Origin of the sequence: Actinoplanes subglobosus (assembly GCF_042650585.1) — a bacterium.
GTDB classification, from domain to species: Bacteria; Actinomycetota; Actinomycetes; order Mycobacteriales; family Micromonosporaceae; genus Actinoplanes; species Actinoplanes subglobosus.
Genome location: NZ_JBHSBL010000005.1, coordinates 239,330 through 264,211 on the forward strand (window position 1 = coordinate 239,330; position 24,882 = coordinate 264,211).

Annotated in this window: 17 protein-coding genes, 1 pseudogene and 1 riboswitch; of the genes and pseudogenes, 11 read left to right on the top strand and 7 right to left on the bottom strand. The window is 70.6% G+C overall.

Translation table 11 applies throughout. The features are described 5' to 3' along the window. Positions 1-53 precede the first annotated feature (53 nt). The 4 genes from ACFO0C_RS04620 to ACFO0C_RS04635 all read left to right on the top strand — a co-directional run bounded on the left by ACFO0C_RS04620 (position 54) and on the right by ACFO0C_RS04635 (position 3,326). Positions 54-413: an SSI family serine proteinase inhibitor gene (locus ACFO0C_RS04620; RefSeq protein ID WP_378065236.1), complete on the top strand. Its 360-nt coding sequence runs from the start codon at positions 54-56 to the stop codon at positions 411-413. Positions 414-439: 26 nt separating this feature from the next. Next, positions 440-1,198, top strand: a complete 759-nt coding sequence (locus ACFO0C_RS04625) for a methyltransferase domain-containing protein (protein ID WP_378065237.1) — start codon at positions 440-442, stop codon at positions 1,196-1,198. A gap of 176 nt (positions 1,199-1,374) precedes the next feature. After that, complete coding sequence (locus tag ACFO0C_RS04630; RefSeq protein WP_378065238.1) at positions 1,375-2,619, top strand: alkaline phosphatase family protein; 1,245 nt, start codon at positions 1,375-1,377, stop codon at positions 2,617-2,619. A gap of 317 nt (positions 2,620-2,936) precedes the next feature. Continuing rightward, the gene (locus ACFO0C_RS04635; protein ID WP_378065239.1) at positions 2,937-3,326 is read left to right on the top strand and encodes a DUF3040 domain-containing protein; all 390 of its coding nucleotides are present in this window, start codon (positions 2,937-2,939) and stop codon (positions 3,324-3,326) included. 1,111 nt (positions 3,327-4,437) lie between these two features. On the opposite strand, the gene ACFO0C_RS04640 is transcribed toward ACFO0C_RS04635, so the two are convergent. From ACFO0C_RS04640 to ACFO0C_RS04650, 3 genes are read right to left on the bottom strand one after another with little or no spacing between them, the layout of a single operon-like run. After that, the gene (locus tag ACFO0C_RS04640; RefSeq protein ID WP_378065240.1) at positions 4,438-6,885 is read right to left on the bottom strand and encodes a transglutaminase TgpA family protein; all 2,448 of its coding nucleotides are present in this window, start codon (positions 6,883-6,885) and stop codon (positions 4,438-4,440) included. Continuing rightward, the gene (locus ACFO0C_RS04645; protein WP_378065556.1) at positions 6,882-8,174 is read right to left on the bottom strand and encodes a DUF58 domain-containing protein; all 1,293 of its coding nucleotides are present in this window, start codon (positions 8,172-8,174) and stop codon (positions 6,882-6,884) included. Before ACFO0C_RS04645 ends, ACFO0C_RS04640 begins: the two co-directional genes overlap by 4 nt. 2 nt (positions 8,175-8,176) lie before the next feature. After that, positions 8,177-9,211 (bottom strand): AAA family ATPase, encoded by a 1,035-nt coding sequence (locus tag ACFO0C_RS04650; RefSeq protein ID WP_378065242.1) that lies wholly within the window; start codon positions 9,209-9,211, stop codon positions 8,177-8,179. A gap of 416 nt (positions 9,212-9,627) precedes the next feature. Here ACFO0C_RS04650 and leuS point away from each other — a divergent pair, with 416 nt between their 5' ends. Together leuS and aroA are read left to right on the top strand one after the other, a co-directional pair. Continuing rightward, positions 9,628-12,432 (top strand): leucine--tRNA ligase, encoded by a 2,805-nt coding sequence (gene leuS / locus ACFO0C_RS04655; protein WP_378065244.1) that lies wholly within the window; start codon positions 9,628-9,630, stop codon positions 12,430-12,432. Positions 12,433-12,496: 64 nt separating this feature from the next. Continuing rightward, positions 12,497-13,750 (top strand): 3-phosphoshikimate 1-carboxyvinyltransferase, encoded by a 1,254-nt coding sequence (gene aroA, locus ACFO0C_RS04660; RefSeq protein WP_378065245.1) that lies wholly within the window; start codon positions 12,497-12,499, stop codon positions 13,748-13,750. Positions 13,751-13,956: 206 nt separating this feature from the next. Here aroA and ACFO0C_RS04665 read toward each other — a convergent pair. From ACFO0C_RS04665 to ACFO0C_RS04680, 4 genes and pseudogenes are all read right to left on the bottom strand, one after another. Continuing rightward, positions 13,957-14,208 (bottom strand): annotated as a pseudogene (locus ACFO0C_RS04665) (EscE/YscE/SsaE family type III secretion system needle protein co-chaperone); the annotation flags it as partial. Positions 14,209-15,718: 1,510 nt separating this feature from the next. Next, a complete protein-coding gene (locus tag ACFO0C_RS04670) occupies positions 15,719-16,444 on the bottom strand; it encodes a TVP38/TMEM64 family protein (protein WP_378065246.1) in 726 nt (241 codons plus the stop codon). 39 nt (positions 16,445-16,483) lie between these two features. Beyond that, a complete protein-coding gene (locus ACFO0C_RS04675; RefSeq protein ID WP_378065247.1) occupies positions 16,484-17,197 on the bottom strand; it encodes a type 1 glutamine amidotransferase in 714 nt (237 codons plus the stop codon). Continuing rightward, positions 17,187-18,407, bottom strand: coding sequence for a MurT ligase domain-containing protein (locus ACFO0C_RS04680; protein ID WP_378065557.1), 1,221 nt, complete (start codon positions 18,405-18,407; stop codon positions 17,187-17,189). The genes ACFO0C_RS04675 and ACFO0C_RS04680 overlap by 11 nt, the downstream gene beginning before the upstream one ends. 379 nt (positions 18,408-18,786) lie before the next feature. Further along, positions 18,787-18,978, top strand: a riboswitch (cyclic di-AMP (ydaO/yuaA leader). Positions 18,979-18,984: 6 nt separating this feature from the next. Between ACFO0C_RS04680 and ACFO0C_RS04685 the strand changes: the two genes are divergently transcribed. From ACFO0C_RS04685 to ACFO0C_RS04705, 5 genes are all read left to right on the top strand, one after another. Continuing rightward, positions 18,985-19,800 carry a C40 family peptidase gene (locus tag ACFO0C_RS04685; protein WP_378065249.1) on the top strand — a complete coding sequence of 272 codons (816 nt, stop codon included), beginning with the start codon at positions 18,985-18,987 and terminating at the stop codon, positions 19,798-19,800. 449 nt (positions 19,801-20,249) lie between these two features. After that, positions 20,250-20,681, top strand: coding sequence for a division/cell wall cluster transcriptional repressor MraZ (mraZ, locus tag ACFO0C_RS04690; RefSeq protein WP_378065251.1), 432 nt, complete (start codon positions 20,250-20,252; stop codon positions 20,679-20,681). Between the two features lie 148 nt (positions 20,682-20,829). Continuing rightward, the gene (rsmH, locus tag ACFO0C_RS04695; RefSeq protein WP_378065252.1) at positions 20,830-21,996 is read left to right on the top strand and encodes a 16S rRNA (cytosine(1402)-N(4))-methyltransferase RsmH; all 1,167 of its coding nucleotides are present in this window, start codon (positions 20,830-20,832) and stop codon (positions 21,994-21,996) included. 62 nt (positions 21,997-22,058) lie between these two features. Beyond that, the gene (locus tag ACFO0C_RS04700; protein WP_378065254.1) at positions 22,059-22,640 is read left to right on the top strand and encodes a hypothetical protein; all 582 of its coding nucleotides are present in this window, start codon (positions 22,059-22,061) and stop codon (positions 22,638-22,640) included. Between the two features lie 6 nt (positions 22,641-22,646). Further along, on the top strand, positions 22,647-24,881 hold the full coding sequence (locus ACFO0C_RS04705) for a peptidoglycan D,D-transpeptidase FtsI family protein (protein WP_378065255.1): 2,235 nt from the start codon (positions 22,647-22,649) through the stop codon (positions 24,879-24,881). Position 24,882: the final 1 nt, after the last annotated feature.

Consider the following 24,882-nt stretch of genomic DNA (forward strand, 5'->3'; position numbering starts at 1 on the left):
TTTGCACCTTTAGCGGTGTACGGTGCACTGCGAATGTCATCCGGGGGTGCATCATGATCCGTACGTTGATCGGTCTCACCACGGCGTTCGCCGTGCTCGCCGGACCGACCGGACCGGCCGCGGCAGCCGGTCCGTCCCAGCTCACACTCTCCTACCAGGCCAAGTCGGTGAGACTCACCTGCGGCCCGGCCGGAGGCGACCACCCGAGGGCCGGTCAGGCCTGCGCCACCCTGCGCGGCGCCGGCGGCGACCCGGCCAACCTCAAGGGCGGCGACTCGCTCTGCATACTGCTCTACCAGCCGGTCACGGCCAGCATGGACGGCACCTGGCGCGGCAAGCTGGTGAAGTGGCGGCAGACCTTCGGCAACAGCTGCGAGATGACCCGCGCCACCGGTGTCCTCTTCGACTTTTAGGTGGACGTCGCCGATAGGCTGCTCGCGTGGAAACTTCTGCGCGCACCGTTCGGCCGCACGTCACGGCCCGCACCGCCGCGGTCTGGGCCGTGCTCCGCCGTGAGCTGGACCGGCAGGCCGGCCGCGAGCTGACCGTGCTCGATGTCGGCGGCGGCACCGGCGGCTTCGCCGTGCCCCTCGCCGAGGCCGGCCACACCGTCACCGTCATCGACGCCAGCCCCGACGCGCTCGCCGCCCTGACCCGCCGCGCCGCCGACGCCGGCGTCGCCGACCGGGTCCGCGCCGTGCAGGGCGACGGCGACGCGCTCGCCTCGCTCGTCGACCCGGCGAGCGCCGACCTCATCCTCTGCCACTCGGTCCTCGAGGTCGTCGACGACCCGGCCGGTGTGGTCGCCGCGATCGCCGCCGCGCTCCGCCCGGGCGGAGCGGTCAGCGTCCTGGTCGCCGGGCGGGCCGCGGCCGTCCTCGGGCGGGCCGTCAACGGGCACCTCAAGGCGGCGTCCGCGCTGGTCACCGACCCGGCGGGCCGGGCCGGGCCGCGCGACACGCTGCTTCGCCGCTACGACGCCGCGGGCGCCACCGATCTGCTCACCGTCGCCGGGCTGGAGGTCGAGGACACCCAGGGGGTACGGGTGGTGGCCGACCTGCTGCCCGCCGCCGTGCTCGAAGAGGATCCGCAGGCCGTCCTCGAGCTGGAGTTGGCGCTGAGCGGCCGCGCGCCGTTCCGGGATGTCGCGTCCCAGCTGCACCTGTTCGCCCGCCGTCCGGCCGCCGGATTGTCGTGACCGCCGGCCCGGGCGAGCCTTCCTCGGGTTCGCCTTCCTCCGGTTCGCCTTCCTCCGGCATGCCGTTCTCTGGCTCGTCTTCGGGCGTGTCTTCTTCCGGTTTGCCTTCCCCGGGTTCGTCGTCTTCGGGCGTGTCTTCTTCCGGTCTGCCTTCCCCGGGTTCGTCGTCTTCGGGCGTGTCTTCTTCCGGTTTGCCTTCCCCGGGTTCGCCCTCTTCAGGTGTGCCGTTCTCTGGCTCGTCGTCCGCTGGCGGGCGGGAGCTGCCGCCGGTGCCCGACGACGGGCTGCCGGTTGAGGCTTTTCGTCCGGTTTCGCCAGCCTATGGTGCCGGGAGCCTGGCTGATCTGATGCCGAGCTTGTCGGCTGTTCTGGGGGTTTCGGGGGCGGTGGACGTCCTCGGTCTCGGTGAGCGGCTGGCCGGTGTGGATCGGGTCGGGGTGCTGCTCGTGGACGGCCTCGGGGCGTACCAGTTGCCGACGGCCGCGCCGTTCGCGCCCACCCTGGCGGCTTTATCCGACATTTCAGACTTATCGCTTACTGCGGGATTTCCGTCCACCACTCCGGTCAGTCTCGTCACGGTCGGCACCGGTGTTCCACCGGGCGCGCACGGGGTCCTCGGGTTCACCGTCCGACGCCCGGACGGGCGGACCCTCAATCACATCCACTGGGGTGACGACCCCGACCCTTACCAGTGGCAGCCCGTCCCGACCGCCTTCGAGACCGCTGCCGCCGCCGGAGTCGCGGTCACCCTGGTCAGTCGCTCGCTCTACCGCGGCACCGGGCTGAGTGTGGCCGCCAATCGGGGTGCGCGCTACCACGTGGCCGACGACGGTCCGGCCGTCGCCGAGGGCATGCTGGCGGCGCTGCGCTCCGGTCCGGGTCTCGTCTACGGCTACCACCCCGATCTCGACCGGGCCGGCCACGAGGACGGTGTCGCCTCCCCGGCCTGGGAAGAGGCGGCACGTGGCGTCGACGCGATCCTGGACCAGCTCGTGCACGAACTGCCGCCGGGTGCCGCGCTCCTGGTGACCGCCGACCACGGGCAGCTCAACGTGCCCGCCGAGCGCTACGACCTGGCCATCGGGCCGCTCGCCGCAGGGCTGGCCGCGGTCGCCGGTGAGCCCCGGGCCCGCTACCTGCACGTTCTCGACGGAGCGCTGGACGACGTGCTGGCCACCTGGCGGGAGGTGCTCGGCGCGGACGCCCGGGTCATGTGCCGGGACGAGGTGATCGCCGAGGGCTGGTACGGCCCAGTGGCCCCGGCCCACGCGGGCCGGATCGGTGACGTGGTGGTCCTCTGCCGGAACCGGGCGGTGGTCGTGGCATCCGGCTGGGAGCCGCCGATGGCCGGTCGGCTGGTCGCCTACCACGGGTCGGTCACGGCGGCCGAGATGACCGTCCCGCTGTTGATCGCCCGATAAGATCTATTTGCGTCAGTCGATTTGTCCACCTTGCCGCGGCAACTCTACCGATCATGTGTTGAGGCAGCTCACGGCGCGTGATCAGGGCCACATGCTGCGGTGACGGACGCGTTGTGTGGTCAGGTGATCGGTCTTTTGGGACGAACCGATCTTCCGGACATGGAAAATCACCCGCACTCGGCGGTCGTCCCGCTTTCCGACCCGCCAAGCCGCTCGTAGACTTGCGTGATAAGGCAGCCGACGGCTGCCCCGCATCACCACACCTGCACCACCCCGACCCCACTACGGAGTCGGACATGCGCCCGGGGAGGAATGCCGTGCCGCTCTCGGAGCACGAGCAGCGGCTGTTCGATCAGATCGAGCGGTCGCTTGCCGAGGACCCCAAGTTCGCCTCGGCTGTGCGGGCCAGCGACCCGCGTTTCCACGCACGGCGCCGGCTCCTCGTTGCCGCGTTCGTGATCGCCCTTGGTCTGGCGCTGCTCGTCTACGGAGCCGTCAGCCAGAACACGCCGCTCGGCGTCGCCGGATTCGTCGTCATGCTCGGATCGGCGGCCTTCGCGATGCAGTCGCGCCGCCGCATCCAGACACCCGACCTGAAATCCGTCGGCGGCACCGCGTCACGACGCACCCGCCAGGGCCGCAAGAGTGGCGGCTTCCTCGAGCGTCTCGAGGATCGCTGGCGTCAGCGCCCGGAGGGGCATCGCTGACCCAGCCGAGCCGGACTTGAGCCGGCTCCCGACGAACGGCGGCCGATCCCGGCCGCCGTCGTCGTGCTTCCGCACGCCCATGCCTGTCGTCTGTGCTCCGCACGCTCATGCCTGTCGTCTGTGCTCCGCACGCTCATGCCTGTCGTCTGTGCTCCGCACGCTCATGCCCGCCCACCCGGCCACCCGCTGGCTGCCTTCCGTGGCCCACCCCCGCTCCTCGTTCCTGCCGTTCACGTAGGGACCGCACCTTACATAGCTTTTTATCCATTTTCTTGCACGCAGCTCTTTGCGGCCTGCCTGCCTTTTTCGCCGGGCCGCCCTGTGGCTCCGCCGGCCATACATCCGCGTCGGCTCCGGCCGATCTTGACCGGCTTACCACCGGAAGCGGTGGTCGATCGGGCAAGATCCGCCAGGACGGCCCGGGTGAACGTTCGCGCTGAGCGCATGGGGGCTTGATCAACTGCCATCCGGACCCGATTCAGAGGGACCACCGATCGGCGCCACAGATCTCGCCGACGGCCGGCAACGACATCGGTCGACTCAGGCCCGTCCGGGAAGCCGGTTCCAGCCGTATCGATCACCCGGACGAGTGTTGTCGACACCCGGAACTTCTGACTGCGGGGCCTTGCGCTATCAGCCGGCACAACGGTTCCGGCAATGGGCCCGCTCCGAACGGCTGGCGCCGGGCGAGAAGGTCGGCGGGTGGGAAGCTGCGGGCGGGAAGGGTCGGTAGGAAGCTGCGGGCGAGAAGGCGGGTGGGAAGGGCCGCTGGGAAGCTGCGGGTGAGAAGGCGGGGGGGAAGGGCCGCTGGGAAGCTGCGGGTGAGAAGGCGGGTGGGAAGGGCCGCTGGGAAGCTGCGGGTGAGAAGGCGGGTGGGAAGCTGCGGGCGGGAAGGACGGGCGGCGGGCGCGTTGTGGCCGGGAGCATGGCAGACGTCGCGTCGTAGCTCGGGACGGGATGGATTTCGGTAGGACCGGGTGGCCGTACCGAAGCGAAAGGCGCCGTTTCGGAAAACGGCGCCTTCGCGTTCCGGCGGAGCTGGCTGGCGGGTTCTGGAGCCGGTCCGAGGGTTGTGGAGAGCCGGTCGGCGGGTTGCCGAGCCCGCCGGTGGTCAGCGGGCTCGGTTGAGTAGGCGTCGGGGACTGAAGCGGGTCAGGGAGTCGCGGAGGCCGGCGAGGCGTTCCGCGGTGCGGGTGGACCACTCGGCAAGGCCGAAACGCCAGCTGAGCAGCACCGATGGTGGCAGCAGGGTGGCGCGGAGGCGGGCCCTGCGGGAGGCGGAACCGGACATTCCCGAGCGGATCCGGCGGAGAGCTGTCGGCAGCTCGGCGCCCTGGAGGGGCTGCCGGGCATAGCGGGCCCGTTCTTCGGCGGTGCCCAGGAGGGTCGCCGCCTCGGCCGGGTCGCCGGTCAGCGACAGGTCGCGGACCAGACGCTGCGCGGTCACCCGGGGGGTCTCCGTCGGGTCCACCGGGACCTGGAAGTCGACCATCGAGTCGATCAGTTCGTCCCAGGCGGCGTGGGCGTCCTGGCGTGCCTGACCGGTCTCGCTGGTGACGGTGAGGTCGGTGACACCTTCGGCCGACACGACCACGGGGGCGGCGGCCGGGGCCGTCGCGGCGTGGCGGCGACGTCGCACCATGACCCGGCGCAGGGCCGGGACCAGCAGCAACGCGATCACCAGAGCGATGCCGGCGGCGATCCACAGACCGGTCCAGTTGGTCGTCTCGGTGGCCGGGCCGGTCGTCCCGCCCTGGTCCTCGCCGACGCCGGACTTGTCGGGGCCGTTGGCGGCGCCCGGGTCACCGGACGAGTCGGGGACGACCGCGCCGGGGCCCGCCGACGTGGACGTGGTGGGGGCGGGCCGGTCGACGTCCGGTGCCCAGGTGGAGGCACCGCGGGCAGAACCGGTCACGCCGGCGGACGGGGTGGCGTCGAACGGCACCCAGCCGTAGCCCTGGAAGTAGACCTCGGTCCAGGCGTGGGCGTTGCGGTTGGTGATCGTGTAGACGCCCGTACCGGCCGGGGTGCCGCGGGTGAAACCGAACGCGACCCGTGCCGGGATCCCGGCCGCCCGCACCATCCAGGCCATCGCCGCCGCGTACTGCTGGCAGTAGCCGGTCTTGTTGGTCAGGAAGTCGGCGATCTCCGAGGCCTTGCCGGTGGTCTGGGTGGCCAGGCTGTACCGGAATCCGTTGTCCTTCGAGAACCAGTTGTAGATCGCCCGGACCTTGTCATAGTCGGTCGTCTTGCCCTTGGTCAGCCGGGCCACCTCGGCCTCGACCGTGGCGTCGCCGGGGGTGGCGGTGTAGGCCATCAGCGCGTCGGTCGGTGCCAGGGCCGGGGCCCGCTTGAGCTCGTCGGCGGTGTACCGGGCGCGCAGGTACGTGATGTCGTACTTCTGCTCGCGCGTCGTCGTCCGGCTCGAGTAGAGGACCTGCTGGTTCTGGTCGTACGCCCACGAGCCGTTGAGGTTGCTGACCCCGATCGCGTACGTGTACAGCGGCGCCATGTTCTGCTGGAGGTCCTTGGTCACCTCCACCTGGGCGTGGTGCTCGGTGAAGGTGCTCAGCCGGGTGGCCCCCTGCCGTCGCGGGTCGGGCAGGCCCAGTCCCAGCCCGCCGCCCCGGGGCGACTCGTTGCCGAAACCGTTGTCGGTGAGTACGTCGGCGATCGCGAACCGCAGGTAGAACGGCTCCGGCTCATCGGTGGTGACCTTGAGCAGGGGGATCGTCGTGGTGTGGTTGAGCTGGCCGCTGAGCGAGGCGAACAGGTTGATCCGCCCGCTGTTCCCGGGGCCGTTTCCGGGGCCGGTGCCGGTGCCGCTCTGGGTGAGCCGGGTGAGCAGGCCGCCGTCGACGGTCGGTACGGCGATCGGCAGCAGCACGGCCACGAGCATGCCGGCCACCCCGATGCGGCGGCCGGCCGCGGCGAGCGGGGACGGCTCCCAGACGTCGACGTCACGGCCGTCGCCGGTGAAGCGGCGGCCGAAGCGGCGCACCCGGTCGACGTTGTCGGCGACGAGCAGCCACATGAAGCCGGCCGCGCCGATGACGAACGGGATCGGCGACACGCTCTCGATGTAGACCGCGACCGGGATCGAGTAGATCGCCAGCATCGGCAGGCCGGCCAGTGCCGGTTTGCGGAACACGGCGGTCAGCAGGTCGACCACGATCGTGACCGCGCCGACGCCGAGGACCGCCACGAACAGCAGCCCGTCCCGGTCGGGGACCGGCACCCCGAAGGCCCGGGTGTCCTCGCCGGCCTGGCGGATCAGGTCCGCGAAGTGGGCGAACGTGTCGGGCTGCGGGATGAGCAGCTCTTTCCCGCTGGGGAAGATCCAGGTCAGCCCGAGCAGCAGGGCCAGCGTCATGCCGGCCGCCTGCGCCCAGGTGGGGAACCGGAACGTGCGGGCGGCCACCGCGGCGCCCTCGATCAGCGCCACGGTGAGCAGGCAGTACATGATCCAGGTCCACGACTCGAAGATCACCGTGAGCGGGGCGGAGGCGAGCAGCGTGGCTCCGGCGGCCACCAGGCCGAGACGGCGGCGCCCGGTCATCGGATCACCCCGCTGACCGTCGTCTCCGCCATCGCGGCACGGTAGGCGAAGCCCTGCGACCCGCGGGCCACACTCGGCCACAGCGCCGACAGGGTGTCACCGTGTGTCACCGGGACCGACCGCCAGCCGGCCCGGACCAGCGCCAGCGCCGCGGCCGCGTGCTCGCGCTCGGCCTCGGCCACCCCGGACGGGACCCACGTGGAGGTGTCGATCGCGAAGCCGACGCAGGTGGCGCCGTTGCCGCGCAGGCCGCTGAGCAGCTCCGCCTCGGCCACCGTGAGGGCGCCGAACAGGCCGATGATCAGGCCGCCGTCGTTGCGCCGGCGGACGTGCTCGATCAGCACCGCCACATCGCCGTTCTGGTCGGATTTCACGTCGGCCAGGGTGTCCAGGATCAGGCCCTCGCCGCCACCCTCGATGGCGTCGAGGTCGGTGCCCGAGCCGGTCACCAGGCGCACCTTGTAACCGCCCTCGCGCAGGTGGACGGCGATGCTGGCGGCCGCCGAGACGGCCCACTCGAAGCTTGCGGTCGGGCCCTCGCCACGGTGGGCGAAGGACCGGGTGTCCAGCACCACCGTGGCCCGGCTCTCCCAGGGCTGTTCCTCACGGCGGACCATCAACTCACCGGTACGGGCGGTCGACCGCCAGTGCACCCGGCGCAGGTCGTCACCGCGCCGGTACTCCCGGGTGGCCGCGTCGTCCTCGCCGTGCACCGCCACCGACCGGGCCCGGCTCTCGCCGGTGCCCGCGTACTCCCCTGCCAGGCGCACACGGGGGAGCGGGAACACCTGGGGGATCACGGTCAGCCGGTCCACGCTGGGGAACGACCGGGTCAGCTCGCACAGCCCGAACGGGTCGGTGAGCCGGACCATCAGCGGGCCGATCGGGTAGCGGCCGCGCACGTCGGCCCGCACCGTGTACGCCACCGAACTGGCCTGGTGCGCGCCGAGGCGTTCCAGCACCACCCGGGGGCGGCTGCCCAGCGCGTACGGCAGGCGGTCCTCCAGGAGCATGGTGCCGGTGGGCAGCCGGGACAGGTTCTGCAACCGCAGGATGACCCGCGCGCTGGACCCGACCGGGGTGCGGGCCGGCTCCAGCGAGCGGGTGCAGGCCAGCTTGTACCGGCTGCGCCCGACATACCAGGCGGCCAGCAGCGGCAGCACGCCCAGCAGAACGGCCACCCGCAGCAGGTCGCTCTCGCCGAGGATGAGCGCGGAGACCGCGGCGGCGACCGCCGCGGCGATGAACGAGCGGCCGCGCGTGGTGAGTCCCCGCAGCGCCTCCCGCATGCTCACCGCCCCCGGGACTCGTAGGAGGCGCGGCCGTCGCGGGTGTCGTAGGGGTTCCGTGCGTGCGGCAGCGGCAGCCGGTGCACGATCTCCGAGACGATGGCGTCCGTCGTACGCCGGTTGAGCTGCGCGTCCGCGGTCGGGATGATCCGGTGCGCGAGGACCGGCACGGCCAGCGCCTGGAGGTCGTCGGGGAGCACGTAGTCACGGCCCTCGAGCGCGGCCACCGCCTTCGCCGTGCGCAGCAGCTGGAGCGTGGACCGGGGCGACGCGCCGAGCCGGATCTCCGGGGCCTCACGGGTCGCGGTGACCAGGGCGATCGCATACTGCTGGACGGCGTCGGCGGCGTGCACCGCGCGGGCCGTCTCGATCAGCCGGCGGACCATCGCCGCGTCGGCGACGGCGCGCAGGTCGTTGAGCGGGTCGTGGTCGCCGTGCGTGTTCAGCATGGCCAGCTCGGCCCGCGGATCCGGGTAGCCCATCGCGATCCGGGCGGTGAACCGGTCCCGCTGCGCCTCGGGGAGGGGGTAGGTGCCCTCCATCTCGATCGGGTTCTGCGTGGCGACCACCATGAACGGGGCCTGCAGCTCGTAGGTCGTGCCGTCGACCGTGACCTGCCGCTCCTCCATGCACTCCAGGAGGGCGGACTGGGTCTTCGGCGAGGCCCGGTTGATCTCGTCGCCGACCACCAGGTTGGCGAAGACGGCGCCCGGCTTGAACTCGAAGTCCCGCGTCTCCTGGTTGTAGACGCTGACGCCGGTCACGTCACTGGGCAGCAGGTCGGGCGTGAACTGGATGCGCCGCACCGAACAGTCGATCGACCGGGCCAGCGCCTTCGCCAGTTTCGTCTTGCCGACGCCCGGCACGTCCTCGATGAGCAGGTGGCCCTCGGCGATCAGAACCGCCAGCGCCAGCCGCACCGTCGCGCTCTTGCCCTCGATGACCTGCTCGATGTTGGCCATGATGGCTTGGGCCGCGGCGCGGAACTCGGCGCTAGTCAGCGGGCCTGCCGGCTCACCCCAGGTCGGCGTTGTCACGGGCCTCCTCCAAAACGTGTCTACCCCGTAGGGCGGAGATCACCCACCGTCAAGGGCACCGTAAAGTAGCGGGCGCCCAGCGGCCGTGGGCCTCCGGCGCTCGCCGCCCGTCCCCACAGGTTAGCCCCGTCCGCGCGCAACGCCGAAAGGCCTGATCGAGGGGGATTCGGACGAACAGGGGCCATCCGCCATCCCAGGCCGGTCGCCTGTGGACAGCCGGGAGTATGTCACGCGCCCGCCATACCGGTCGCCGTCCGTGATGGGCGAGGGGTACCATGCACGCATGGCTCGGTTCGTTCTGCTCCTTAGCCGGCCGTGCTGATCCGCTGACCGATCGCGGACCAGGCACGGCAACCCCTCCTGTGCGAGGGGCTTTTTTGTGCCCTTCGGAGCTTCCCGATCAAAGACGAGACGAGATGGTGAAGATGAGCGAGACCGAGACCCCGCCCTTCCGATACACCGCAGCACTGGCCGGCGAGATCGAGCGGCGCTGGCAGGACTTCTGGGACGCGAACGGGACGTTCCACGCGCCCAACCCGACCGGCGAGCTGGCCGATCCCGGGCACCCGCGTGCCGGCGCGCCCAAGCTGCACGTCCAGGACATGTTCCCGTACCCGTCCGGCGCCGGCCTGCACGTCGGGCACCCGCTGGGCTACATCGGCACCGACTGCTACACCCGCTACCAGCGGCAGGCCGGTTTCAACGTGCTGCACCCGATGGGCTTCGACGCGTTCGGCCTGCCCGCCGAGCAGTATGCGGTGCAGACCGGCACCCACCCGGCGGTCACCACGGCGGCGAACGTCGAGCGGTACCGGCAGCAGCTGCGGCGGCTGGGCCTGGCCTACGACGACCGGCGGTCGTTCTCGACGACCGATCCGGACTACTACCGCTGGACCCAGTGGATCTTCCTGCAGGTCTTCAACTCCTGGTTCGACCCCTCGGTCGGCAAGGCGAGACCCATTCAAGAGCTGATCGATTCGTACGAGTCAGGCGCTCGTGGTCCTGAATGGGCCGGTCTGTCCGCCGTCGAGAAGCGGCAGCTGATCGACGACCACCGCCTGGCCTACATGAGCGAGGCCCCGGTCAACTGGTGCCCCGGCCTGGGCACCGTGCTGTCGAACGAGGAGGTCACCCCGGACGGCCGCTCCGAGCGGGGCAATTTCCCGGTCTTCAAGCGCAGCCTGAAGCAGTGGATGATGCGGATCACCACCTACGGTGACCGGCTGATCGAGGACCTGGACACGCTGGACTGGCCGGAGCCGGTCAAGCTGATGCAGCGCAACTGGATCGGCCGGTCGCGCGGCGCCCACGTCGACTTCCCGGTCACCGGCGACGACGTGATCAAGGTCTTCACCACCCGTCCGGACACCCTGTTCGGCGCCACCTACATGGTGCTGGCCCCGGAGCACGAACTGGTCGACCGGATCGTCCCGCCGGTCTGGCCGGACGGCGCGAAGGAAGCCTGGACCGGTGGGCACGCGACCCCGGCGGAGGCGGTGACCGCCTACCGGGCGGCCGCGGCGGCCAAGACCGACGAGGAGCGGACCGCTGACGGCAAGGTCAAGACCGGTGTCTTCACCGGCGCCTATGCGACCAACCCGGTCAACGGGACACGGATCCCGGTCTTCATCGCCGACTACGTGCTGGCCGGGTACGGCACCGGCGCGATCATGGCGGTGCCCGGCCAGGACGAGCGCGACTGGGCGTTCGCCGAGGTGTTCCAGCTGCCGATCATCCGTACCGTCGAAGCGCCTGAGGGTTTTGAAGGTGCTTTCACCGGTGACGGACCCGCGATCAACAGCGAGTGGCTGGACGGCAAGGGCGTCATCGAGGCCAAGGCCGCCATGATCGAGTGGCTGGAGGCGCAGGGCAAGGGGCAGGGCGCGACCACGTACCGGCTGCGGGACTGGCTGTTCAGCCGCCAGCGGTACTGGGGCGAGCCGTTCCCGATCGTCTACGACGAGACCGGCCTGCCGATCGCGCTGCCCGACTCGATGCTGCCGGTCGTGCTGCCGGACACCGACGACTTCTCGCCGCGCACCTTCGACCCGGAGGACGCGGACACCGAGCCGGAGACCCCGCTGTCCCGGATCAAGGAGTGGGTGCAGGTCGAGCTGGACCTGGGCGACGGCCCGAAGATGTACACCCGCGAGACCAACACCATGCCGCAGTGGGCCGGTTCCTGCTGGTACGAGCTGCGCTACCTGGACCCGCACAACGAGGACAAGCTGGTCGACCCGGCCAACGAGAGCTACTGGATGGGCCCGCGCGCCGACGGCGACTGCGGCGGTGTCGACCTGTACGTCGGTGGCGTCGAGCACGCCGTGCTGCACCTGCTGTACTCGCGCTTCTGGCACAAGGTGCTGTTCGACCTGGGCCACGTCTCGTCGTTCGAGCCGTTCAAGAAACTGTTCAACCAGGGCTACATCCAGGCGTACGCGTTCCGGGACGAGCGCGGCGTGATCGTGCCCGCCGAGGAGGTCGTCGAGCGCGACGGCAAGTGGTACCACGGCGACGCCGTCGTGAACCGCGAATACGGCAAAATGGGCAAGTCGCTGAAGAACGTCGTCACCCCCGACGAGATGTGCGAGCAGTATGGCGCCGACACGTTCCGGGTGTACGAGATGGCGATGGGCCCGCTGGACGTCTCCCGCCCCTGGGAGACCCGCGCCGTCGTCGGTTCGCAGCGGTTCCTGCAGCGTGCCTGGCGTCTGGTCGTCGACGAGGAGACCGGTGCCACCCGGGTCTCCGACGAGCCGCTGGACCCGAAGACCCGCAAGGTCCTGCACCGGATCATCGCCGGCGTCCGCGAGGACATGGAGGAGCTGCGGTTCAACACGGCGATCGCCAAGCTGATCGAGCTGACCAACACGCTGACCCCGCTGGGCACGGTGTCGCGTGAGGCGGCCGAGCCGCTGGTGCTGATGATCTCGCCGTTCGCCCCGCACCTGGCCGAGGAGCTGTGGGGCAAGCTGGGCCACCAGGGCTCGCTGGCGTACACCGCCTTCCCCGTCGCCGACCCCGCCCAGCTGGTCGCCGACGCGATCACCTACCCGGTGCAGGTCAACGGCAAGGTCCGCGGCCGGGTCGAGGTCTCCCCGGAGACGACCGAGGACGAGGTACGGGCAGCCGCGCTGGCCGCCGTCGCCGAGGCACTGGCCGGCAAGGAGCCCAAGAAGGTCATCGTGGTGAAGGGACGCCTGGTCAGCGTCGTCGTCTGACCACTGCTTGGTACGGCCCGCCTCCGCGTACGGGGGCGGGCCGTCCGCCTGTTTGAATCAGGGCATGCCTGACGTGCTCGCCGTCGCCCCGCTCACCACACCCGTCGACGCGACGGTCCGGCCGCCCGGCTCCAAGAGCATCACCAACCGCGCACTGCTCTGCGCCGCCCTCGCCCCCGGCACGTCCACGCTGACCGGGGTGCTCTTCGCCGACGACACCCGCGCCATGATGAGCGCGGTCGCCGCTCTCGGCGCCACCGTCGTCACCGACGAGCAGGCGTGCACCGTCACCGTGACCGGCATCGACACCGCGACCGCGGGCGGCGCCGGCACGATCGACGCACGCCAGTCCGGGACGACGTCGCGGTTCCTCCTGCCGGCGGCGGCGCTGCTGCACGGGCGGACCGTCGTCGACGGCACCGAGCAGCTGCGGGCCCGCCCGTTCGGCCCGGTCCTCGACGCGCTGCGGCAGATCGGCGCCGAGGTCGAGGAGCTGGCCGCGCCCGGGTTCCTGCCGGCCGCCGTCACCGGCCCCGCGCACGGCGGCCCGGTCGACGTGAGCGGCCACATCTCCAGCCAGTTCCTCTCCGGGCTCCTGATGGCCGGGCCGCTGATGGCGCGTGGCCTCACCGTCTCCCTGACGTCACCGCTGGTGTCGGTGCCCTATGTGGAGATGACGAAGGCGGTGATGGCGGCGTTCGGCGTCACCGTCGACGGTCTGCACGTCCCGGCCGGCGCCTACCGGCCCGCCCGCTACCCGATCGAGCCGGACGCCAGCGCGGCGTCCTATTTCCTCGGTGCGGCGGCCATCACCGGCGGTCAGGTCACCGTTTCCGGCCTGGGCACGGCAAGCCTTCAAGGAGATGTACGGTTCGCCGACGTCCTGGAAGGGATGGGCGTCGCGGTGACCCGTACCGCGGATTCGCTGACCGTCCGTGGCACCGGCAGCCTCCACGGGGTCGACGTCGACATGGCCGACATCTCCGACACCGCACAGACCCTGGCCGCCGTCGCGGTCTTCGCCGACTCACCGACCAGGGTCCGGGGCATCGGTTTCATCCGCGGCAAGGAGACCGACAGGGTCGGCGCCGTCGTCACCGAACTCCGCCGAGCCGGCATCGACGCCATCGAGGACGCCGACGGCTTCACCATCCACCCCGGAGTTCCGCGCCCGACACGTTTCGCCACCTACGAGGACCACCGCATGGCGATGAGCCTCTCCCTGATCGGCTTGCGAACCCCCGGCATCGAGATCACCGACCCGGCGTGCGTCGCCAAGACATACCCCGCCTACTTCACCGACCTCGCCACCCTCTGACCCAGCCCGCCGGCCCCGCCAGCCTGCTCGGCCCCGCCTGCCCGGCCCTGTTCGGCCCCGCCTGCCCGGCCCTGTTCGGCCCCGCCTGTTCGGCCCCGCCTGCCCGGCCCTGTTCGGCCTTGCGTGTTCGGCCTTGCGTGTTCGGCCTTGCGTGTTCGGCCTCGCCTGTCCGGCGTCCGATCGCAGAACACCGTCTTGCCGCGATCCCATCCCACCCGTTCCATGATCACCGTGGTCGGCACGTCCGGGAACTCGGCCAGCAACGCCCGGATCTGCGGCGCGACCGCATCGACGATCGAACCCGTCGGTGCCCGCTGATACCGCGGCGAACTGTCACTGGCCAGGGCCTTCTTCACCGTGTTCCGCGCCATCTTCAACCGCCGGGCAATAGCCTTGATCGCCATCCCTTCCGACCGCCGCAGCTGCCGGATCTCTGCCCAGTCCTCCACGTTCAGCACCTCCCGATGCTTCAGGAGGTGGTCCCGATTCACCTGGAACCACGTGGTCAGTTTTCAGGCGGAGCCGACATGACTGCCGGCCCGCGGTTCGCGTAACTGGCTGGTCGTCACCACGGCCAGGGCACGCCGACGTGACGACAGGCGCACACGATCCCCGATCTTGAGATTTCATCCTCGCTATCACGAGGACCAGCTCGCGCAAACCTCGATCGTGTGCGTCCACCCACGTGATGGCGCAATGCCGCGAAGTTAAGAGGTTCCGGGTCCGTAATGCTCGTCCGGGTGATCGATACCCGGCTCTGCGGGGCCTGAGTGGATCGATTTCGCTGGGGGCGGTCGGCGAAGATCGGTGGGCGCCGAGAATCGAGCCGGATGGGCGGTGACCGCACCCGGTGCGCTGACCGTGAGCGTTCACCGCCCTCGCTGCCGGATCTTGCCCGATTGACCACCGCTTCCGGTGGTCAATCGGGCAAGATCCGCTGGGGTTCGCCCGGGAACGTCGGTGGTCACCGCGTTGAGGCGTCTGATGACTTCGGGTGTCGGGGGTGTCGCTCGGCCTGCGGGAGCAGGGCTGCATTCGAGTGCCTGCGTCGGGTGTGGGCTGATATCGATCACTCGGGTAGATGTTGCGGGCCCCCAAGACCTCTTGAGCACGGCATTGCGTGACAGCAACGAAACCTGCAAACCGCGATCGCCCACTCTGATCGTCGCTGTCGCTGACCCGGTGTTGCTTCGGTGAGTGGGCAGCCAGCCCGGCGGTCGCTTTTCGATCTTGACCAGGGAATGCGCCGCGCTGACCTCAGGGAACGGGATCGATTGCTGTTGTGCGCGGGGTGGCCGTACAAGAGGGGTGGTTTTGTGGTGATAGGCGCCTGCATTTGAGCCGCAGATCGGGGATAGCGGTACCCAGCGGAGACGCTTGCGTCGTGCCGCGCGTCCGCGGTGATGCGGAGGTGGCGCCGGGCGTCGGGATGCTCTTCGGGTCTGTGGAGGCAGCAAAGGGGGCGTCGCGTGGGGAGAGGCTGCCTCGGACCGCGGTCTACCGGGAGGGAACGGCGCCGCGGCGGGCCGCCTTCTGCCGCGAGAACGCGGCAGGCATCGGCGGCGCCTTGTCGTTGAGCGTCGTAAGCGCAGGTGCCGTCGAGGCACGGTGGCAGGGGCGTCAGGTCAGGCGGTGAGGGCTGGGCCGGGTCGGGTGGTGAGTGCTGGGCGGGCGTTGGGGGCTGGGCCGGGTCGGGTGGTGAGTGCTGGGCGGGCGTTGGGGGCTGGGTTGGGAGTTGAGGGCCCGGCCGGGCGGTGAGGGCTGGGCCGGGTGGTGAGGGCTGGGCCGGGTGGTGAGGGCTGGGCCGGGTGGTGAGGGCTGGGCCGGGTGGTGAGGGCTGGGTTGGGAGGTGAGGGCCCGGCCAGGCGGTGAGGGCCGGGCGGTGAAGGTGTGGGGCCAGGCGGTGAGGGCCCGGCCAGGCGGTGAGGGCCGGGCGGTGAGGGTATGGGGCCAGACGGTGGGCCGGTCTCAGGCGGGGGTGGTGGCCCGGCGGGAAGTGTGGCGCCAGCGGAGGATGATCGCTGTGGAAAGGATGAAGCTGATCACGGCGGGGGCCAGGGTCAGGACGTTCATCCGGCCCGGTGCGGCCACCGCGGCGCCGATGATGGCGTAGGTGACCGTCGACGGGATGGCGGCGATCGTGGTGCCGAGCAGGTAGCGCTTGCGGCAGACGCTGGTGGTGCCGTAGGCGTAGCCGACCAGGCCGAACGGGGCCAGCGGGAGGAAACGGACCAGCAGGACAGCGGCCAGGCCGCGGCGGTTGAGCCAGCCGTCTAGGCGGGCCAGACGGCTGCCGGCTCGGGCCTGCAAGGCGCCGCGGCCGGCCCAGCGGCCAGCGTAGTACGTGGCGACGGCGGCGATCACCGCGGCGGCCAGTGCCGCGGCGCCGCCGGTCACGGCGCCCAGCAGAGCGCCGCAGGTCATCGTGATCAGCGTGCGGGGGACCAACACCGACAGCAGCATGCCGCCGAGGACCGCGACGGCGAGAACCGCGCTCGGGCCCATGGCCGACAGGGTCTCGGCTATGTCCTTCAGTGGGAGGACCGCGGCGATGCCGGCCAGGGCGCCGACACCCGCCCCGAGAAGGGCGAACCGGACGAAACGACGCTTCCATCCGGAGGTGGGGCCGGCGTGCTCAACTGCCTGAGGGTCCGCGGAGTCGGTGCCCCGCGGGGCGATCAGGTTGTCGGTCATGCAGGCTTACCGCCCCAACTGTCGTCGGTTATGGACAAGTCATGCGGGGCTCGCTGCGGCGAGCCTCTCGGATCGGAGCCGGTCGGCCCAGGTGTCGTCGAGCGGGGAAAGCCTATCCGCGCCGGTCGCCCAACGCAGTAGCAGATCGGCTATCGCCGGGTTGCGGGCGAGCGCCGGGCCGTGCGAATACGTCCCGAGGATCTTGCCGGCCCAGGCGCCCTCGGTCTGGCCGTCGTTGCCGATGCCGGCTGTCACCCGGGCCAGTGGTGCGGCGTGGGCACCCAGATGCGTACGCCCCCCGTGGTTCTCGAAGCCGGTCAGCGCGGGCAGGCCGAGCCGTGGGTCGATCTCACCGCGGAGCTCGCCGACCGCCCGGGTCTCGCCCCGGTCGGAGGTGATGTCCAGCAGTCCCAGCCCGGCGCACTTGGCCCCCTTGGCAAAGAACGAGTGACCGAGCAACTGGTAACCGGCGCAGATCGAGAGGATCGAGGCGCCCTGGGCGACGGCCTGGTGGAGGCCGCCGTCGGCGAGCAGGCGCTGGGCGGCCAGGGCCTGCGGGCCGTCCTCACCGCCGCCGATCAGGTAGATGTCGGCGCCGTTGGGCATCCGCTGGTCGGAACGGACCTCGTAGGTCTCGGCCGGGATGCCCCGCTCGGCGGCCCGCCGGGCGAGGATCAGCATGTTGCCGCGGTCGCCGTAGGTCGAGAGCAGATCGGGGTAGATCCACACGATCCGCAGGGCCTCAGTTGACACGGTCCAACTCCGCTCGGATGTCCTGGAACGCCGTGTAGTTGGCGATCACTTCGAGGCGGCCGGGCGGCACCGACCGCAGCGCCTCGTCGAAACTCTGTACGTGCCGGAAGGGCACCTGGTTCACCTGGAGCCGGACGGCCAGGTCGTAGGCCCGGTCGCCGGTGATCAGCACCGGGCGGTCGCGCAGCGGCGAGAAGTCGACGTCGTAGAGCCACGAGGTGTCGAGGCCGTCGGGGTCCCGCGCGTTGATGGAGAGCAGTGTCGGTGCATGGTCGGCCATGTCGAAGGCCTCCAACCAGCTTGCCGGGTTCTTCGCCAGCAGCAAGCGGATGTTGCGGCCGTCACGGTCGACCTGTGCGTAGCGGCCGGCGATCGACGCGACCCGGGCGAGCCGGGGGAGGGCCTCGATCGGGCGGACCCCGAACTCGGCCGCCACGGCCAGGGCGGTTGCCGCGTTACCGATGTTGACCCGGCCGGGGAGCTGGAGCTTGACCAGATGCCAGTCGCCGCGGGGGTCGATGACGCCCTCGTCCTCGACGACCCACTGGGGGCGCGGGCGGCGCAGCGGGCAGCCGGTGCACCACCAGTCGCCCTGCTGGCGCTCGATCGGGTGGCCGCTCTCCGGGCAGACGAACGAGTCGTCGAGCCAGCGCTGGCCGGCGCTGAACCAGGTGACCTGCGGGCTGCTGGCGGCGGCCCACACCACCATCGGGTCGTCGGAGTTGGCGACGACCTTGATGTCGGGGTGGCCGGCGAGTGCCGTCTTCCACAACTGCGCCATCATCGCCACCTCCTTGGCCCGGTCGAGCTGGTCGCGGGAGAGGTTGAGCAGCGCCACGACCTTGGGCCGGGTCTGGTCGATGACCTGTGCCAGGTAGTGCTCGTCGACCTCGAGGACCGCGAACGGGGTGTGCCCCTCCTTGGCCAGCGCGGAGGTGTGACCGGTCGGCATGTTGGCGCCGAACGAGTTGGTGGCGACCCGGCCGAGGACACCGACGGCGGCCGCGGTGAGACGGGTCGTCGTGGTCTTGCCGTTGGTCCCGGAGACGAGCGCGACGGCACGGCCGGCCGCGAGGTGGGCCAGCAGGTCGGGATCGATCTTGAGGCCGATCCAGCCGCCGATCACCGAACCGTCGCCGCGGCCCGCGGCCCTGGAGAGCGCCGCCGCGGTCTTCGACACGGAGGTCGCGACCTTGGCGATGAGAGGCATTCCGTCCGTCACGCCAGCGAGGGTACCGGACTCGAACGTCACGTCGCGTTGCCAGACCGTCAAGATCGCGATGTGCCGGATGTTTTCCCCGGTCCGGGCTTTTCGGGCGCTCGCCACGATGGTGGCGGGACTTTTTATGTGTTCTGTTTCACCCGTAACCTTCAACGCTACGTAGCTGTGCCCCTACTTTGGGTAGGCGCATTTGTCACGCGCAGGTAACAAACCGGGCACCGACATGTGTGCCAATCACGGAGGGTGATCATCCCCACGCTGACGATCATGGCCTGACTCGGGTACCAAAGATTCGCCGGACGCAATCCGCTCGCCGGCCGCACCGGATCGGTTCACGCCGAGCCCTGCCCCGGGCCGGACCGGTGCGACACAGCAGTAGCCACACCACACAAGGCATTCGGGGGCAGGGACGGGGGACCCAGATTCGGTCTCTCCCGCGCCACCGGTTCTCCGGTGGCGGACCCGGGAGGACCTTGGGGTGAAGCCGCCCACCCGCGGCCGGGCATGCCTTCCCGCCCGAACCCGACAGCTAACCTCGCAGGCGTGCCGGAGGGATTTCTCTACCGTGCACGAACACAGTTCGAGCCGGCGCCGCCGCGCGTCCATCGGCACCGGAACCGTCGCACTGTCCCTGGGTCTCTGCCTCTGTGCCGGGCAGCTGATCGCCGCGTCCCCCGCGGCGGCCGCCACGACCCCCGCTGTCACCCCGGTCGCCGCCGCGGCGGTCGCACCGAAGGTCACACCTTCGATGTGGGCCGGGACCAGTACCCGAAGCCTCAAGTGGGGTTCCACCCTCAAGGTCACCGCCAAGGTGATCGACCCTGCCACCAAGCAGGTCGCCAAGGGCACCGTGCGTCTCCAGGGCTGGAGAAACGGCGCTTGGCGCACGTGGGACACCGACACGCTGAAGAACGGCCAGGTGGCTCTCACCGCCAAGCCGACCAGCACCGTCTGGATCCGTACGATCTTCACCGGCACCGGGTACAACCAGAAGGTCACCACCAAGGTCAAGGTGACCGTCAAGGCCAGTGGTGCCAAGGTGCTGGCCGAGGCCAAGAAGCACAAGGGTGCGCTCTACAAGTACGGCGCGTCCGGTCCCAAGCGCTTCGACTGCTCGGGTTTCACCAAGTACGTCTACAAGAAGGCGGCCGGCAAGAGCCTGCCGCACAAGGCGAACACGCAGCAGAAGTACGGCAAGGCCGTCGCGAAGAGCAACAAGCAGATCGGTGACCTGATCATCTTCCGCAACGGGTCGTACGGCTACCACGCCGGTATCTATGCCGGCAACGGTTACGTCTACGACTCGCCCCACACCGGGGCCCGGGTCGGCAAGCACAAGATCTGGAACAAGAACTACGTGGTGCGCCGCCTGGTCGCCTGACCGTGGTAGCACAGCGACAGTAGTAAGTAAGGAATAGCAGTGACGCCCGTGGGGCGTGACCCGGATCAGGGGTCACGCCCCACGGGCGTCTGTTGTGTACGGCGATGTGGACGCTCCACTTTCCTCCCCGCGCACCGAGGGTGACCGGGAATTCGGGTCCCAGCGGGCATTTCGGCGGGTGTTTTTCGACGCGATGGCCTCGATGTCGGAAACAAGACCCTGTTGATCATGGTCACCCCCTCCACTTGGCCCCACCGCCTGTGAACTGGGATTACGTCCGTGAGAACGGCTCGTGAGGGTTGGCTTTTGGGTTGCAGGTGGAGGGAAGTGGAGTAGAGTGGGGCGCAGTGGCAGGGCGGAGGAGCGACGCCGGACCTGCCGGCCCGAGTTGACAGGCGATCCGCTCCCTCCGCGATGGGGCGGCCGCCACGGCAAAGGGGTGGGGGCCGATGTTCCTCGGCACACACACCCCGCGCCTGGACGAGAAGGGCCGGCTGATCCTCCCGGCGAAGTTCCGTGATGAGCTGGCGGGAGGTGTCGTGATCACGAAGGGGCAGGAGCGCTGTCTTTACGTGTTCCCGATGCCTGAGTTCCAGCGCATCGCCGGTCAGCTGCGCGAGGCGCCGGTCACGAACAAGTCGGCCCGGGCTTACAGCCGGGTCTTCTTCGCGAGCGCCCACGACGAGGTTCCCGACAAGCAGGGCAGGGTGACGATTCCTGCCCATTTGCGGGAGTATGCCAGTCTTGGTCGTGATCTCGTGGTGATCGGTGCGAGCACCCGGGTCGAGATCTGGGACAAGCAGTCCTGGGATGACTACCTCTCGGCGAGCGAGGAAGAGTTCGCCGACATCGAGGAGGGGGTGCTGCCCGGCGGGCTGTAGGGCGTGGCACTCGGCGGGTCGCTGGTCTCGGCCCGGACGCCCCTGTCGCCGTACTGCGAGATCTCCAGCCGCTCCCGCTCCTGGCGCCTCTTCCCCGGCGCCAGGCGCGTGTCCGGAGCCGGTTCGCCGGCGCGGGACATGAGAGCGGATGGGGATCTGGCGGTACGGACGGGCGACCGGGCCGGGCAGCAACGGGCAGCGAACGAGTGGGACGCGAACGGGCATGGGGGTCGACATGGGGGAGCCACGGGGCACGCATGTGCCGGTGCTGCTCGAGCGCTGTCTTGAGCTGCTGGACCCCGCCCTCACGCTGCCGGGCGCCGTCCACGTCGACTTCACGCTCGGTCTGGGCGGGCACGCCGAGGCGGTTCTCGAGCGCTATCCCGATGTGGTCCTGATCGGACTCGACCGGGACACCGAGGCTCTGGCCCACGCGCGGCACCGGCTGATCCGCTTCGGCGATCGCACGCATCTGGTCCACGCCGTCTACGACGAGCTGCCGCGGGTTCTCGGTGAGCTGGGGATCCCGGCGATCCACAGTGGGCTCTTCGACCTCGGGGTGTCGTCGCTGCAGCTGGACGAGGCGGATCGCGGGTTCGCGTACGCGCAGGACGCGCCTTTGGACATGCGGATGGACCAGTCCCGCGGGGTGACCGCGGAGGAGGTCGTCAACACGTACGAGCCGGGTGATCTTGTTCGCGTTTTGCGGCAGTACGGCGAGGAGAAGTTCGCGCCGCGGATCGTCTCGTCGATCGTGCGGGAGCGGGCGAAGGCGCGGATCACCTCCACGGCGCGACTGGCCGAGCTGGTGAAGGACGCCATCCCGGCCGCCGCGCGGCGAACGGGTGGAAATCCCGCAAAAAGGACATTCCAGGCATTACGCATTGAGGTGAACAGGGAGCTGGAGGCGCTCGAAGGGGCGGTTCCGGCGGCTTTGGACGCGTTGGCGCCCCAGGGGCGTCTTGTGGTGATGAGTTATCAATCGCTGGAGGACAGGATCGTCAAGCGCGAGCTCGCCGCGAGGTCGCGCAGTACCGGGCCGGTCGACCTTCCGGTCGAGCTGCCCGGCACCGGCCCGAGCCTGCGGCTCCTGACCAGGGGGTCGGAGCTGCCCAGCGAGGCGGAGGTGGCGGCGAACCCGAGGGCGGCCTCGGTGAAGCTGCGCGCGGTGGAGCGGATCGACGAGCAGGAGCAGGCGAACAGGTTCGAGAAGGCGTTCGGAGCCGGCCGCGAGCGGCCCCGAATGTCTACAACGCGTGGGGGACGAGGGCGGATACGCCCGGGGGCGAATGTAGAGGGGGAGGGACGAGCATGAGCGAGCGATCCGCAGCGCCGCGGTCGGGGGGCCGATCGGCGCAGCCGCGCACCACGCGCCGGGTGAGCCGCGATGCCGAGACCAAGGGGACCGGTGCTCGGGGGATGCGCCGGCCCGACAAGGACGACACGCGCCGGTCAGGGATCCGGAGCCGGGGGGCTCAGGAACCGGCCGCGCCGGTCGACGGCGCGACCGCGCTGTCGATCGAGGTCAGCGGCGACACGCCACCGATCCCGGGCCGTCCGCGGCTCTGGGTGGCACCGCCGATGCCGGTCCGCGCACCGCGGGCCACGTTCGCCGCGGCGGTCATCGCCGTGGTTCTGGTCGGTGTGGTCGGCATCCTGCTGATCAACACCAAGACCATGGAGCAGTCGTTCCGGCTGGACGCCCTCCGCAAGGAGAAGGCCACGCTGGACCAGCGGCAGCACGAGCTGGAGCGGCAGATCGTCGACGCGTCCAAGCCGGGTGCCCTGCACGCGGCGGCCCGCCGGCTCGGCCTGGTCCAGGCCGAGGAGCCCGCCGTCATCTGGCTGCCGAACGGGGAGATCATCCGGCCGCCGGCGCCCGGCAAGGGACCGACCTCGCCGACCGCCGACGACGGCCTGCGCCAGACCGGCGCGCCGTCCACCGCGGCCGAGAGGTAGGCCCGCATGTCGCCGCGAGCCGACGACGAGACACCGCGCCGGGGTACGTCACCCCGGCGCGGTTCGTCGCGTGACCTGCCGGGGGAGGAGCCGGAGGAGAGCCCGCGCGAGCCGCGCCGTGGCCGCTCCAGCATCGGGGACGCGCGCGCGTACACCCCGCGTGGGCGGACCGTGGCCGAGCGCGGCCGTCTGCCCCGTGACTCCAGCCGTAACGCCGACCCGTTCCGGCCCGCACTGCAGGTGCTCGACGGCGGCGAGAGCGGCCAGCGGTCCCGCGGGCGGGGCCGGACCACCGAGCCCCCGCCGCAGCGCGAGGAGCCGCCGACGCCCCGCGAGCGGGCGAAACCGACGCCCAAGGCGAAGGCCCGGGAGCCGGAGAAGCCGCGAGAGCGGGCCCGCGAGCGGGTCCGGGAGCGGGTCCGGGAACCGGAGCGCCGCAGGGGGGAGCCGCCGGCACGCCCGCGCCGCCCGGTCCCGGCCGAGCCGCCGCGGCTCGCCAACAGCACGCGCCGGCTGCGCCTGGGCACCGTCCTCGCGCTCTCGCTCTTCGTGACCATCGGCGTGCGGCTGGTGGTGCTCCAGGTCGCGACCTCCCCGGAGGAGGCGGCCAGTCTGCTGGAGCTGCGGGAGAACAGGCTGAGCAGCGTCACCCTCCCGGCGCCCCGGGGCAGCATCCTGGATCGCAACGGCAACGTGCTGGCGCACAGCGTCGAGGCGCGTTACGTCTACGCCGACCCGGAGAACAAGGAACTGCAGCAGGACGTCGCCGGTACGGCCGCGAAACTGGCGCCGCTGCTCGGTGTCCCGCAGTCCGAGCTGTTCGAGAAGATGCAGCGCCGGCAGGTGCTCGGCCAGTGGTCGAAGTTCCGTTACCTGGACCGTGGCGTGGAGCTGGCGATCGCCGACAAGATCGACGCGATGAATCTGCCCGGCATCTACACGCACTCCGACGAGCGGCGTGACGTGCCCGGTGGCGACCTGGCGTCGAACCTGATCGGGTTCACCGGCGAGGAGGGCCGCGGCCTGGAGGGCCTGGAGGCGCGTTACGACGACCTCCTGCACGGCACCGACGGCAAGCGGGTCTTCGAGGTCGGCACCGGCAAGCTGAACAAGCCGATCCCGGGCGGGTTCCAGCAGGACATCGAGGCCCGTCCGGGCAACTCGCTCAAGCTCACCATCGACCAGGACATCCAGTTCCAGGTGCAGCGGATCCTGGACGCGGCGGGCAAGAAGAAGAACGCGCGGGTCGGCGGCGCGGTGGTGCTGGACGCCCGTACCGGTGAGGTGCTGGCCCAGGCCAGCTACCCGGGCTACAACGCGTCGAAGCCGAACGTGGTGGACCCGATCCAGCGGGTCGACATGCCGAGCAGCGTCGTCACCGATCCGGGGTCGAGCCACAAGGCCTTCATCTTCGGCGCGGCTCTGCAGGAGGGTCTGGTCAAGCCGGACGAGCTGATCACGATCAGCCCGGCGATCGTGAAGGGCGACACCCCGTTCAAGGACACCCACCGGCAGGAGAAGGGCACCCGGATGACCCTGCCGGGGCTGCTCGCCTTCTCCTCGAACGTGGGAACGATCCTGCTCGCCGACCGGCTCGGCAAGGAGAAGGTCTACGAGTACCAGCAGAAGTTCGGGCTGGGCAAGGCCACCGGCGAGGGCATGCCGGCCGAGGCCGACGGCGACCTGCTCGAGCCGGCCGACTGGAGCGGCTCGTCGTACGGCTCGGTGCCGATCGGGCACAGCGTGTCGGCGACGCTGATCCAGATGGCGGCCGGGTACGCCGCGATCGCCAACGACGGCGTGTACACCCAGCCGCGCCTGATCAAGTCGACGATCTCCGGTGAGGGCGGCGCGGAGACCCCCACCGCCGCGCCGGAGACGCACCGGGTGCTGGACGCGAACGTGGCCCAGGAACTGCGCCTGATGATGGAGGCGGTGACCACCGTCGAGCACGCCACCGGCCTTGCGGCGCAGGTCCCCGGTTACCGGGTGGCGGGCAAGACCGGCACCGGCAAGCTCCTCGTCAACGGGCAGTACACCAGCAACAACGCCAGCTCGTTCGTCGGCATGGCCCCGGCCGAGAATCCGCGGTACGTGATCGCGGTGTCGATGGACGTCAGCAGCGGCGGCGGCGGTGACGTGGCGGCCCCGGCATTCAGCGAGATGATGTCCTACGTCCTGCTGCAGAACCACGTGCCGCCGGCCGGGACCAAGGCGCCAGAATTCAAGATCAAGGAATGAC